We start from the raw sequence: 12401 nt of genomic DNA, 5'->3' as shown, positions 1-12401 counted from the left end.
TATAGATTCACCTTTTCTTTCTATGATCCCTCTATCCATAAATTCTTGCAAAATAGAATGGGCACCAGATCTCTCAAGCCTGTTAGTTTTTCCACATCTTTCCGGGTAATAGATTGATGTTCCTCTAGGTATTCTAATAACATAGGTTCAAATGACAAATATAAAAACTTTTCTCTGGTCCTGATTTTTTGTTGAGCAATTTCTTTGTAAGCAAATTTATGAACAATACCATTTACAAAGGTTATTGACATGACCTTCTTGTCATTTACAACTACTTTTTCTATTACAGTTTGAACAAAGTCTTTTATTAAATCTATGGAGACAGTATCTAATAGCTTTCTAATCTTTCCATAGCTTTTTCATATTTTTGTTTTTCTTTTTTGAGATTTTCCAGTTCTAAGTTTGTAGTAGATTCATTGACAACTTCTGGTTTGTCATATTTCTGATTCTCAAACCCATATACAAATATAGAGTAAGTTTGTACAAGTCCTTCTCTATCAATTCCAGCAACGTCGATAAAAGATTTTCCTTTGAGTAATATTTTTTCAATATCTTTTAATGAGTGCTTCTTGACTATTGAATTTTGGAGTTTTATAAAGTTAGAAATATAATTTAGTATGAAAGGTAGTAGAGTTATATCACTTATAAAATTAGTACATTGTTCCTCATTGAACTGTCTTGTTGAACATGTATATCTAGAAGGTCTATATCCGTCTTTTCTAGGACTATCAAGTCCAGCATGACAAGCAGTATCACAATTCCCACAATAAACCATTCCAGAGAGGATATGAGTGTTTATATTTGATCTCTGATACTGACCCCTCTATAGTTATTAGTTAACATTTTGTTTACTTTTTTAAATTGTTCAGAAGAAATAATACCTGGATGATTATTTTCGATTACTACCCATTCCTTTTCATCTTTCCATCTTCTGTTAGGACTAGTTTTTACATTATAACGATAGGTTCCTATGTAGAAAGGATTTCTAAGTATATCGCCAACGGTTTTAGCTGTCCATTTGCCTCCACGTTTGGTTTTTACTTCTTCTAGGTTTAATTGACGAGCTGTCTTGGGAGTTGATTGGTTATTTTCGTATAGATTATAAATATATTTTACTGTGGAAGCCTCATTTTCATCTATAACGGGAAACTTAATCTCGTCTGACCATTTATATCCTAAAGGTACAGTTGCACCATTCCACAGTCCTTTTTCAGCTCTAGATAGCATAATAGAATATACACGCTCACCTGTAAGCTTTCTTTCAAGTTCAGCAAAAACAAGTATTATTTTAAGCATAGCTTCTCCCATAGCTGAAGATGTATCAAATTGTTCATTTTTAGATATAAATGCCACATTATTTTTCTTTAATTCTTCATACATTTTAGCAAAATCTAATAAATTTCTTGATATTCTATCTATTTTCCAGACGATAAGATGAGTAAATTCGCCTTGCCTAATACGGTTCATCATATCTTGAAAGGCTGGCCTGTCCATATTTTTTCCGGAGTAACCTGCGTCAGAAAATACTTCAAAGTCATCAATCCCTAAAACGTACTTAGCATAATTAATAAGTTCCTTTCTTTCTTAGAAGAATTAGGATATAAAGACGGAAAAGTAACAATAGAATATAAATAATCCTTAAGACCATGGAGTAAAATCTAGGTTTTTTATTTGTTGGTATATATTTGTTATGGTATAATTGGGTTAAGTTTTAAACTAGCGTATATGAGATAGGGAATAATTTGAAGTATGTCATAATAGATTGTCAATAGAAAATTAGATATAATTGAAAAGGGGGTATATATGTTTTGGAAAGGATTAATATGTTTTTCAAGATGTCTCTTTGTTCCTTAATATTAATATTTTGTCGTAGTTTTCAATTGTTAGATGGAGGTATTTCACCATTTTTTGATTTGTTTGGTAATCCTCCTTATTGGCTAGATTTAATTATGTTTAGGTTATTAGCGTTAATCAGTATTGTTGGAAGTTTTATTTTGTTCTATTCTTTAGTTAACTTTTTTATAGAATGCTTTAATTATCTTAAAATAAAAAAATAATAAAATTTGAGATGTTGTAAACCAACATAAACATACTCTCTATATACTTAATATAAAGGGGCATTAACTATATGCTAATGCAATTGTATCAGTAGTAGAATTATATAAAACAGTCATTAATGTATTCAATGAATATGAGAAAACTTATTACCGAAAACCTAGTGGGATAGAAGATGAGGACTTATCATAAGTGACTAATTCTAAAGTCTGCTATATTAGAAAGGGTGATAACAATATTTTATAAATATGATAAGGCTCTAAAGTAAAATGAACTGACTAATGTCAAGTAGACAAATAATTTAATTTAAATATTATACACATGTGGATGCATGGTTTCGATATTCTAAAGGAGCCATGCATCTTAGTTTTTTTTGAAATCTTTTTTCATTGTAAGATTTAATATATTCAACTATTTTGTCTCTGAATTCTTCAAGTGTTTTAAACTTTTTTCCATATCTCATTAGGAGTCTTAGTGGTAAAATCTCTTGATAAAATATTCTCTTTTGTATGTTCTGTTTTTATTTTCTTACGATTAACTTTCTTTTTTCTAATTCTGGCTGTAATACCTAAAATATTCATAAGTCTATGAATATATCCTTATGAAAATGATTTATGATTTAGTTTGTTAATGAACATAGTCATTCTTCCATACCCTAAAATTCCATCAAAGGTTGAATGATATTCAGTAATTAGTAAACATAATAGTTTATCTTGATTTTCTTTTTCGGATGTAATCCTATCCTTATATTTGTAGTATCCACTTCTTGAAATTCCTAGAACTTCACACAGTTTGATTACTAGATAAGCTTTATCTTTAAAAAAATCTATTGTTTCGTATTCTGCTTCCTGCCTTACTTTCGAGAGCGAAGTTTCTTTTCGAATTCCTCTCTTTTTTAAGAACTTCAAGTTCAAATTTTCTTCTTTTTCTTAATGATTTTTCTTTTTCAAGCTCTAGCTTTAACTTCTCTATTTCTGTTAAATTGCTTTCATCAATTTCAGACTTTGCCTTTGGTCCACGCTTTTGATACTTTAGTACTTCTGACCTCTTGTCTATATATGTCCTTGTCCATTTGTATACCAGTGCGTAAGTAATTGAATACTTATCAGCTACATCTTTATATATTTAGTAGCTAAATTTGCCATTGAATATTTGCCTAAAGTATATTCCTTTATTGCTGACAACTTAAACTCTTTACTATACTTCGATTTTTTTCCCATAAAAAATACCTCCAAGTAGATAATCTAATTTTAATTAATTAAACTGTCTACTTTAGAAGTATCATATCAAAATCTAGGTTCTTTTTTATTTTTAAAAAAATTTTTAAATAAATATAGAATATATTTCTAGGGGGTAACTATATAGGCGGTAGAGAATTAACTAGAAAAATGTGTCTATACTGCTTTTAGTGGAAGTAATAGAATTTACACTAGGGGTTATTATAACTTTTAGTGTTACAATAAAATATTTACTTAAATTAGAAATTTTATAAAAACAAATATACTTTAGAGGATATGGATAAGTTGAAATAATACTATGATGAAAAATATAAACTTCTTATAAATTACCGTTTAAATTAATTTAATATAAAATAATATCAAATTAATTTATTTTTAACCTTATTTGATATATAATACTTGTATATGATATTCTTAACTAATATTTCCAAGTGAAAATGAAAGATAAGTAGAAAAAGATTTTTTAGGAATAGTTCATGATAAAATATCTAATTTTTTTAGAATGTATATTGTCTATCTATAATAGTGTAAATATTATAGTAGATTGACAAATCATTATAAATAGATGTGTATGATATGTTTAGATATAATAACAAGTAGTAAAATAAGATGATATTACAAATAAATTGCTAGGTCGACAAAAATTACCCATACAGCCCAGTAAAACCAAGCAACCAAAAGATTCGTATTTAATAGAACTATATTAGAATGTAAATACGATTCTATCCTCTATAGTTTCAAACATTATCTCAATTTAATAGAACTATATTAGAATGTAAATATGTTTGTTCCTGTAATAGATGGGTTAAACAATACAATTTAATAGAACTATATTAGAATGTAAATAAAGAAGAAGCAAAAAAGAATAAAGATATTGACACAATTTAATAGAACTATATTAGAATGTAAATTTACATCTACTACTTCTGTAGTTCCGTCATTATTTAATTTAATAGAACTATATTAGAATGTAAATTTTTCATAATAGCCTACAGATCTATCAGAAATTCCTATTTAATAGAACTATATTAGAATGTAAATGAAATGCTAGATGAAGGAATCAAAAAAAAATTAAATTTAATAGAACTATATTAGAATGTAAATGAGCTAGTATTGTCTTTGATTAGAAAGGAGGCTATTATGCTTAATTTTGAAATAGATTATCCTTCATCAAATTATAAAAGTTATATTGAATCTGTTTATGAATTTTGTAAAAATAATGGATTTTCAATGATTTTAAAGGGTTCTTTAGCAAGAGGCGCAGCAACAAAATTTTCTGACATAGACTTAATAATTTTAGGCAACATTGATAGTCATAGAGTTGATGAAATTATTTCACTCTATGGTAATCCCGTAATGATAAATTTTACTGAAAACCCTAAAGGTATATTAATCTTGGTCTATCAGGATAACATTTCTGTCGATTTGGACATAAGGGAAACAATTTCACAACAAGATTTGCAAAACAGTATAGTTCTTTTGAAAGATGATACAAACTTTATCATAGATAATAAAGAAATTATAAGAAAACAACTAGAATTTAATTACATACCTAATAGACCAGAATGGTATAAGGTATTAAGGTTATTACATAGGGGAACTATAAAGTATCTATCTAATAAAACTGACAGTGCATATGATTTATTAGAAGAAATTAAAGAGAGTCTTATTTCATTAAAAATTACTGATTTAAGTTTTAATAATAATTTTGAAGATGATATAAAATGTATTTTTGATAAACTTTGTAAAAATTTTGAAGTGGACTCGCAAATTGAAGTTTTATTTCACAATCTATTCAAAGAATTTAGGATTAAAAGGATTTATTGAGAGAAGAGAAAACCTTCCTAGAGCATTAAGAGTTATTAGACCAGAAAATTAATCCTGGTCTTTTTTTATTTTTTGAAAGAATTTATAATAGATTTTAAACTTGAAAAATCGACGGAAAAATACTATATTTTATATTTTTTTATGACATTTAATTATATTTATAATCTAAAAAAATATTATATTGTAAAAACTGAATTGATTATAGTATAGTTTGTAGGAATTTTCTTATGAAGAAATGAAGGGATTATCATCTTCCTTGTAGTATATTATAATTAACAGAATAAAAGGAGGTGATTTTAGAAAGATAAAAGGAGGTGATTTTAGAAAAATAAGAGGTGTTTTTAAAAAAAATAAGAGGTGTTATAATAATAAGGAGGGAGATCTTTGAAATCTAAGAAAATAGCTTTATCTTTATTAGCAATTGTAATGGTTATGGTTACCTGCATACCTAGTTATGCACATATAAATGATAATAATTATAATCCAAGACTTACCAGCTTATTTTATAAGGCTGATGATAATGAGATAGTTGCTTATTATGATGGACAACCTATTCAAAAAAAAGATATAGTTGTTAAAACAGGGGAAATTAAAGAAAGTAGAATAATAGAAATTAAAAATTCAAATAAAAGCTTAAAAAAAATAGACATAAACCTTGATGAAGTAAAAACAAATGTACAGTCTTCTGTCTCAGATTATATTCCATCAGGATATACTGAAGCTGTTGTAGTAAAACATTTAGGAGCGCCTAATCTTAATCAAAAGACTACAGACCATTATTTAACAAACGATACAGGTAAAGAATTAGCAGGAACATTAGATTTTGATTTAAGAAGTCAATTTATTTGGTTGTTAAGTGGATTTATTCCTACAGTGGGTCCCGTCATTACAGTTACAGGATTTTTCACCTCTGCAAGAGATGCCGATTTAGCTAAAAAAATAAGAACTCAAACTGATAGAGGATATGATGTTATGTGGAGATGTATAGAAACTAATTATGGAACTTTTCATACAGCTGAGTATTGGGGAGGGCGATATATTGATTTAAGTTTAATTGATAGTAATTATGCTACAGAGGTACTTGTGGCTGTAAGTTATAGATAGGTATAATTTTATTAATAATAAAGTGTTTTTATAAAAACACTTTATTATTAATTTATAAAAAGGATTGAGAAAATGATATGTCCATATTGTAATAAAGATATGAAAAAAGGTATAATTCATGGGGATAGATATAAATTAAAATGGATCCCTGATGAAAAAGATAAAGGAGTATTTTTACAAGCTTTTGTAAAAGGTATTGATTTAGAAAAAAATAGGAATGGAATAATAACCTATTATTGTGAGAAAGATGAGATATTTCTAATAAAAAATGATGTTTAAGAAGAATAAATTTTAGATATTAAATCATATATTTTTAAGATTTTGAGTGTCTTAGTTTCTTTTTTCGAGGAAATTAATGGGATTAAAATTTAGTAGCATCTTTCATATATATTTAAAGAATTTAGAATTAAAAGGATTTATTGAGAGAAAAGAAAATCTTCCTAGAGAATTAAGAGTTATTAGACCAGAAAATTAATTCTGGTCTTTTTTTATTTTTTGAAGGAGTTTTAAAACTTATGTAGAAATATATAAGTAAATCTATATGAGGGGTGATAAGTTATGTTAGAGAATTGGCTACTTATATCTAAGGATTTATTATGTTCTTTGGAAACTATGAAATTTACAGAAGATGAAAGAAACTACATAACTAGTGTATTGAAAAAAGTTATAGATGTATCATTAGTAGAATTAGAACAGGAAAGAATGATAGTATAGAGTTTTGAGAGATATGGTGTTAATTGACTATACTAGAAAGATTTATTGCAATATTATATTATCACAGATATGATAAGATTCTAGAGTAATCTAGGGTCTTTTTTGATTTTGGAGGATTTGAATATTGTTCTTAGAAAAAGTGACTTAACATTTTGGTCTAGAATCAATTTTTCCGTAGGGATTAATATAATTACATGCCATGTAAACAAATACTTTTCTTAGGGCTTATACACGCTTTAAAAGACTATATCGAATGTTTATGATTATTTTAGTAGGAATATAAGCTTTATCTTGTTTAAATATATACATTATATTAAAATCAATGTTATAATTAAAAGATACAAGAAAGAAAAAAGTATTTGAAAAGATTTTTGTTTATGTATATAATTAAATACGTTATTAGGGATAATAAAAAAAGTTATATATTTATACATCATGCAAAAAAATAGAGAGGGATAAAATGAATAATATAGATATAACACTTAGTGGTGAAGAATTTTTCCATCGCTATGGAAGAAAAAAGACCGTAAGTATATTCACTTTAGGGTGTAAAGTAAATCAATACGAGACAGAAGCTATGGAAGAAATATTTGAAAAAGATGGATATATAGTTGTAAATAGCGAAGATATAGCTGATATATATGTAATAAATACCTGTACAGTGACAAATTTATCTGATAGAAAGTCAAGGCAATTCATATCTAGAGCTAAAAAGTTAAATCAAGATGCTGTAATTGCAGTAGTAGGATGTTACTCCCAAGTGTCTCCAGAAGAAGTATCAAAGATTGAAGGGGTAGATGTTATTATTGGTACTACTGAGAGACATAGAATATTAGAACTATGTAAAGAAGCAAAGAAAAAAAGTGAGAAAATAAACATAGTTAAAAATGTAAATACACAAAAACAATTTGAACCTATAAATATAGATGAAATAAAATCTAAAACTAGAGCTTATATAAAGATTCAAGATGGGTGTAATCAATTTTGTTCTTATTGCATAATACCATATGCAAGAGGTCCAATAAGAAGCAGAAGGCTAGAAGAAATAATTGGAGAAACTGAAAAATTAGCTAAAGTCGGATTTAAAGAAATAGTTTTAGCTGGAATTCATGTGGCATCATATGGTAAAGATATAGATAAAACACCTTTAACAGATGTACTAAAGGCAGTGGCTAAGGTAGATGGAATAGAAAGGATTAGGCTTAGTTCTCTAGAGCCTACTTTAATAGATGAAGAATTTATGAAGACCATAGTTAATATAGGAAAGGTTTGTGACCATTTTCATTTATCTTTACAATCAGGTTCTGATACTGTTCTTAAAAGAATGAACAGAAAGTATACTACTTCTCAGTATAAAGATATTGTAAATTTAATAAGAAAACATATGCCAAATGCAGGAATTACAACAGATATAATAGTAGGATTTCCGGAGGAAACAGAAGAAGAATTTAACCAAACTTTAGAGTTTGTAAAAGATATTAGATTTTCTAAGATTCATGTATTTAAATATTCTCCAAGGAAAGGTACTCCTGCAGCAGAATATAAAAATCAGATAGATGGAAATATTAAAAATAGTAGATCAGAAAAGCTAATGGCTTTAGGAGAAAAATTAATGTTTGAATTTAACTCTACTTTTGTAGGAAAAACATTATCTGTATTATTTGAAGAAGAAAGTAAAAGAGAAAAGAATTTTATAGAGGGATATACTACAAACTATATTAGAGTGAAATCTAAACAAGAAATTAACAATATAGGCAGTATTAATGATATAAAGATAAAGGAAGCTAAAGATGATTTTCTAATAGGGGAGTAAAATTATATTACGATTGGGAGGTGAATTAATTGACGGATTGTTTGTTTTGCAATATAATTAAAGGCAAGATACCAAGTAATCTAATATATGAAGATGAAAGGGTTATAGCATTTGAAGATATTAATCCTCAAGCACCAGTACATTTTCTTGTAATACCTAAAGAACATATAGAATCAGCAGCCTACATAGATGAAAATAATAAAAATCTTATGGGTCATATATTATTTGTAGTGTCTAAAATAGCAAAAAGTAGAGGATTAGAAGAAGGCTATAGAATAGTAAATAACTGTGGTATAAACGGTGGACAAACTGTAGAACATATACATTTCCATGTATTAGGTGAGAGAAAAATGTTATGGCCACCGGGCTAAATACTAGTTGAAATATTTGAAATTTTAATGTATAATAATCTAGTGTGTAGCCCAATAGTTATAGTATGAAAGTACTCTTGCAGTAGAGAGAGGAGGGAGAAGTCGATGTCAGAAATTAAAGTTGGAGAAAACGAATCTCTTGATAATGCGTTAAAAAGATTTAAAAGACAATGTGCACGTGCTGGCATTTTAGGTGAAGCTAGAAAAAGAGAGCACTATGAAAAACCAAGCGTTAAACGTAAAAAGAAATCCGAAGAAGCCAGAAGGAAAAAACACTCTAAATTTTAATTGAGAAGGTGAAGTAATGTCCCTTAAAGAAAAACTAATGGAGGATTTAAAAGACTCCATGAGAAATAAAGATACAATTAAAAAGAATACTATTACTATGATAAGGGCAGCTATAAAGCAAAAAGAAGTAGATGAAAGAATAGATGTATCTGAAGAGGCCATACTAGAAATCATATCTAAGCAATTAAAAGAAAAGAGAATGGCTATTGAAGAATTTAAAAAAGGACAACGTGAAGATTTAGTAGAGTTGACAGAAAAAGAAATGGATATTCTTTTAGAATACTTACCTAAACAGCTTTCAGAAGAGGAAGTTGAAGAAATAGTAGCTGAAACCATAAAGGAAGTAAATGCTACTTCTATGAAAGACATAGGTTTAATAATGAAAACTGTAATGCCAAAGGTAAAAGGTAGAACTGATGGCACTATTGTAAATAAAATAATAAAGAAAATTCTTAATTGACCTGGGTATTTTACCCAGGTTTTAACATATAAACTATTTTATGAAACATATAAACTATTTTATGATATAATATTTAAATAACTATTTAATTTAATAGTTATTTTATAAATTTCTGGGTAATAGTATATAGAAGGTCGGATTTAGAAGATATAATGGGGGTGTTATAATGAAAAAAAGATGGACGGCTATATCTATACTAATGATAATCTTAATTTTATCAAACATTGCATATGCAGATGGCAATACTCAAGTAAAGTGGGCTGAGTACATTTCTAATCCTTACATTAGTAGTTTATTATTAACAATAGGACTCGTTGGATTGGTAATTGAAATCTTGACACCAGGCTTTGGCATTGGTGGTGTAATCAGTATAATTGGTTTTGGGCTATATTTTGGAGGAAACTCACTTGCGGGAAACTCAAATTGGTTTTCATTACTTTTATTTGTCATAGGACTAATACTTTTAGTGATAGAGGTAACAGTACCAGGATTTGGACTTCCAGGTATTAGTGGAATAATATTAGTAAGCCTAGGGATAATTCTTGCTATGGATTCTTTTGCTGTGGCTTTAGTATCTTTGAGCATTGCTATAATAATTACTTCTATTGTAACTGTAATTTTAATTAAAATGGGTTTTAAAAGTAATGCTCTTAATAAAATTGTATTAGATACAGAAAATAAAGATGAAAAAGGATATTTATCAGTGGATTCTATGAATCAATATGTTGACAAGGAAGGAACTAGTATAACGGAACTTCGCCCAGCTGGGTTTATAGAAATAGATGGAGTGAAATTAGACGCTTTATCAGATGGAAATTTTATTCCTAAAAATGTAACCATAAAAGTGTCAAGGGTAGAAGGTTCAAAAATATTTGTTAGGAGGGGTTAATATGGGTTCAGCATTTTTCCCAATAGGTTTTGCATTATTTATTATAATTGTTGTAATGCTTTTCTTTTCATTTGTGCCAGTTGGACTTTGGATTACGGCATTTTTCTCAGGAGTTAAAATATCCATGTCTACACTTATAGGTATGAGACTTAGGAGAGTATCACCATCTCGATTAGTAAATCCAATGATTAAAGCTACAAAAGCAGGATTAGTTATTAAAATTAACGAATTAGAGGCTCATTATTTAGCAGGAGGAAATGTAAATACTTTAGTAGATGCCTTGATTGCAGCACAAAGAGCTAATATTCCATTGGAATTTGAAAGAGCCGCTGCTATAGATTTAGCAGGTAGAAATGTATTAGAAGCTGTTCAAGTATCAGTTAATCCTAAGGTAATAGAAACTCCACAAATAGCTGCAGTAGCTAAAGATGGTATAGAGGTAGTAGTTAAAGCGAGAGTAACTGTAAGAGCTAATATTGAAAGGTTAGTAGGAGGAGCAGGAGAAGAAACTATTATAGCCAGAGTAGGAGAGGGAATTGTAACTACTGTAGGTAGTTCAAACTCTCATAAAGATGTATTGGAAAATCCAGATAGCATATCTAAGACTGTACTTGATAAAGGACTAGACTCAGGAACTGCTTTTGAAATACTTTCCATAGATATAGCAGATGTAGATGTAGGTAGAAATATAGGAGCTACACTTCAAATGGATCAAGCAGAAGCAGATAAGAAAATTGCAGAAGCTAAGGCTGAAGAAAGAAGGGCAATGGCAGTAGCTAAGGAACAGGAAATGAGGGCAGAAGTACAGGCCATGAGAGCTAAAGTAGTAGAAGCGGAAGCAGAAGTGCCATTGGCTTTAGCAACAGCTTTAAAATCAGGTAATTTAGGAGTTATGGACTATTATAATATGAGAAATGTGTTGGCAGATACAGATATGCGTTCATCAATATCTAAAATAGCTGAAGACGATAAGAAGCAGAAATAAGGAGGGATTACTATGCCCGGTCCTATACTATTCTTTGTACTCATTATTGTAATAGACTTAATTTTAAAATCTGTAAAAGATAAGCAAAAAATAGAAGAAGTAAAAAATCAGAGAATTCCAGAAATAAATAAAGTACCTAAAGAAACTAGAACACTGGGAGAATTAAGAAAGATTTTACAGGAAGAACTTCAAAAAGAATTATCTAAAAAAGAAGATAAAACCATAGATAAAAAAAGTATTCAAGCTAACAACAAGAAAGAACACAAGATTACAAAGGTAGACTTAGAAAGAAAAAAATACTATAAAGAAACAAATAATGTGGATACTGTGAAAACTGTTAAATCTATGGAATCATTAAGTGAAAAAAATATTGAATACAAAAAAGAAGAAATACAAAAAGATATTTTAAGAGGAATAATATTTTCTGAAATCTTAGCTCCTCCTAAAAGTGTACAAAATCAAAAAAGAAGCCTATAAAGCCATAGGCTTCTTTTTTATGTGGAATAGTCTTTTCACAAAAGGCATAGAATTAGATAGTGTTAACTAGAGTATGAAAACTAGATTAAAAGAATTTAGCCTAAATAAAATTAAATTTACTAAAAAATATAGAACTTTAAAGAAAAAAAGCATAAAAAACAAGAGATATTTTAAGGATTT

17 protein-coding genes and 1 CRISPR repeat array are annotated in these 12401 nt (G+C 28.1%); of the genes, 11 read left to right on the top strand and 6 right to left on the bottom strand.

The window, feature by feature from the left end:
- Positions 1-328 precede the first annotated feature (328 nt).
- The 6 genes from FYJ83_RS15845 to FYJ83_RS20055 all read right to left on the bottom strand — a co-directional run bounded on the left by FYJ83_RS15845 (position 329) and on the right by FYJ83_RS20055 (position 3275).
- Positions 329-775 carry a hypothetical protein gene (locus FYJ83_RS15845; protein WP_154442180.1) on the bottom strand — a complete coding sequence of 149 codons (447 nt, stop codon included), beginning with the start codon at positions 773-775 and terminating at the stop codon, positions 329-331.
- 20 nt (positions 776-795) lie between these two features.
- Positions 796-1542 (bottom strand): recombinase family protein, encoded by a 747-nt coding sequence (locus FYJ83_RS20490; protein WP_326828358.1) that lies wholly within the window; start codon positions 1540-1542, stop codon positions 796-798.
- A gap of 826 nt (positions 1543-2368) precedes the next feature.
- Positions 2369-2518 carry an IS3 family transposase gene (locus tag FYJ83_RS20565; RefSeq protein WP_154442176.1) on the bottom strand — a complete coding sequence of 50 codons (150 nt, stop codon included), beginning with the start codon at positions 2516-2518 and terminating at the stop codon, positions 2369-2371.
- Entirely contained in the window at positions 2496-2636 is a 141-nt protein-coding gene (locus tag FYJ83_RS19720) for a hypothetical protein (RefSeq protein WP_195838029.1), read from the bottom strand. Before FYJ83_RS19720 ends, FYJ83_RS20565 begins: the two co-directional genes overlap by 23 nt.
- Before the next feature lie 18 nt (positions 2637-2654).
- Entirely contained in the window at positions 2655-2963 is a 309-nt protein-coding gene (locus tag FYJ83_RS15830) for a hypothetical protein (protein ID WP_154442174.1), read from the bottom strand.
- Positions 2964-3164: 201 nt separating this feature from the next.
- The gene (locus FYJ83_RS20055) at positions 3165-3275 is read right to left on the bottom strand and encodes a transposase (RefSeq protein WP_216585353.1); all 111 of its coding nucleotides are present in this window, start codon (positions 3273-3275) and stop codon (positions 3165-3167) included.
- A gap of 705 nt (positions 3276-3980) precedes the next feature.
- A CRISPR array of direct repeats spans positions 3981-4397; the repeat unit is 29 nt; unit sequence ATTTAATAGAACTATATTAGAATGTAAAT.
- Between the two features lie 36 nt (positions 4398-4433).
- Here FYJ83_RS20055 and FYJ83_RS15825 point away from each other — a divergent pair.
- The 11 genes from FYJ83_RS15825 to FYJ83_RS15775 all read left to right on the top strand — a co-directional run bounded on the left by FYJ83_RS15825 (position 4434) and on the right by FYJ83_RS15775 (position 12221).
- A complete protein-coding gene (locus FYJ83_RS15825) occupies positions 4434-5120 on the top strand; it encodes a nucleotidyltransferase domain-containing protein (RefSeq protein ID WP_154442172.1) in 687 nt (228 codons plus the stop codon).
- 384 nt (positions 5121-5504) lie between these two features.
- A complete protein-coding gene (locus tag FYJ83_RS15820; RefSeq protein ID WP_154442170.1) occupies positions 5505-6224 on the top strand; it encodes a hypothetical protein in 720 nt (239 codons plus the stop codon).
- Positions 6225-6323: 99 nt separating this feature from the next.
- On the top strand, positions 6324-6503 hold the full coding sequence (locus FYJ83_RS15815; protein WP_229768621.1) for a PF20097 family protein: 180 nt from the start codon (positions 6324-6326) through the stop codon (positions 6501-6503).
- A 279-nt stretch (positions 6504-6782) separates the two neighbouring features.
- Positions 6783-6938, top strand: a complete 156-nt coding sequence (locus tag FYJ83_RS15810) for a hypothetical protein (RefSeq protein ID WP_154442166.1) — start codon at positions 6783-6785, stop codon at positions 6936-6938.
- Positions 6939-7398: 460 nt separating this feature from the next.
- Positions 7399-8751: a tRNA (N(6)-L-threonylcarbamoyladenosine(37)-C(2))-methylthiotransferase MtaB gene (gene mtaB / locus FYJ83_RS15805; RefSeq protein ID WP_154442164.1), complete on the top strand. Its 1353-nt coding sequence runs from the start codon at positions 7399-7401 to the stop codon at positions 8749-8751.
- Between the two features lie 29 nt (positions 8752-8780).
- Positions 8781-9122: a histidine triad nucleotide-binding protein gene (locus tag FYJ83_RS15800; protein WP_154442162.1), complete on the top strand. Its 342-nt coding sequence runs from the start codon at positions 8781-8783 to the stop codon at positions 9120-9122.
- Between the two features lie 105 nt (positions 9123-9227).
- Positions 9228-9410 (top strand): 30S ribosomal protein S21, encoded by a 183-nt coding sequence (rpsU, locus tag FYJ83_RS15795; protein ID WP_154442160.1) that lies wholly within the window; start codon positions 9228-9230, stop codon positions 9408-9410.
- A gap of 16 nt (positions 9411-9426) precedes the next feature.
- Entirely contained in the window at positions 9427-9870 is a 444-nt protein-coding gene (locus FYJ83_RS15790; RefSeq protein WP_154442158.1) for a GatB/YqeY domain-containing protein, read from the top strand.
- Positions 9871-10036: 166 nt separating this feature from the next.
- Positions 10037-10759: an NfeD family protein gene (locus tag FYJ83_RS15785; protein WP_154442156.1), complete on the top strand. Its 723-nt coding sequence runs from the start codon at positions 10037-10039 to the stop codon at positions 10757-10759.
- A 1-nt stretch (position 10760) separates the two neighbouring features.
- Positions 10761-11744: a flotillin-like protein FloA gene (floA, locus tag FYJ83_RS15780; protein WP_154442154.1), complete on the top strand. Its 984-nt coding sequence runs from the start codon at positions 10761-10763 to the stop codon at positions 11742-11744.
- A 12-nt stretch (positions 11745-11756) separates the two neighbouring features.
- Complete coding sequence (locus tag FYJ83_RS15775; RefSeq protein WP_154442152.1) at positions 11757-12221, top strand: hypothetical protein; 465 nt, start codon at positions 11757-11759, stop codon at positions 12219-12221.
- The last annotated feature ends 180 nt before the right edge of the window (positions 12222-12401 follow it).

Origin of the sequence: Tissierella pigra (assembly GCF_009695605.1) — a bacterium.
Lineage (GTDB): Bacteria > Bacillota > Clostridia > Tissierellales > Tissierellaceae > Tissierella > Tissierella pigra.
This window is presented reverse-complemented; position numbering and strand designations above follow the sequence as displayed.

Coding starts and splice junctions, on each gene's coding strand:
- FYJ83_RS15815 (WP_229768621.1), top strand. CDS start 6,324: ATGAAAAAAGGTATAATTCATGGGGATAGATATAAATTAAAATGGATC.
- FYJ83_RS15810 (WP_154442166.1), top strand. CDS start 6,783: ATGTTAGAGAATTGGCTACTTATATCTAAGGATTTATTATGTTCTTTG.
- FYJ83_RS15790 (WP_154442158.1), top strand. CDS start 9,427: ATGTCCCTTAAAGAAAAACTAATGGAGGATTTAAAAGACTCCATGAGA.
- FYJ83_RS15845 (WP_154442180.1), bottom strand. CDS start 775: ATGGTTTATTGTGGGAATTGTGATACTGCTTGTCATGCTGGACTTGAT.
- FYJ83_RS20055 (WP_216585353.1), bottom strand. CDS start 3,275: ATGGGAAAAAAATCGAAGTATAGTAAAGAGTTTAAGTTGTCAGCAATA.
- FYJ83_RS15785 (WP_154442156.1), top strand. CDS start 10,037: ATGAAAAAAAGATGGACGGCTATATCTATACTAATGATAATCTTAATT.
- FYJ83_RS20565 (WP_154442176.1), bottom strand. CDS start 2,518: ATGAGATATGGAAAAAAGTTTAAAACACTTGAAGAATTCAGAGACAAA.
- FYJ83_RS19720 (WP_195838029.1), bottom strand. CDS start 2,636: ATGAATATTTTAGGTATTACAGCCAGAATTAGAAAAAAGAAAGTTAAT.
- rpsU (WP_154442160.1), top strand. CDS start 9,228: ATGTCAGAAATTAAAGTTGGAGAAAACGAATCTCTTGATAATGCGTTA.
- mtaB (WP_154442164.1), top strand. CDS start 7,399: ATGAATAATATAGATATAACACTTAGTGGTGAAGAATTTTTCCATCGC.
- FYJ83_RS15825 (WP_154442172.1), top strand. CDS start 4,434: ATGCTTAATTTTGAAATAGATTATCCTTCATCAAATTATAAAAGTTAT.
- FYJ83_RS15775 (WP_154442152.1), top strand. CDS start 11,757: ATGCCCGGTCCTATACTATTCTTTGTACTCATTATTGTAATAGACTTA.
- floA (WP_154442154.1), top strand. CDS start 10,761: ATGGGTTCAGCATTTTTCCCAATAGGTTTTGCATTATTTATTATAATT.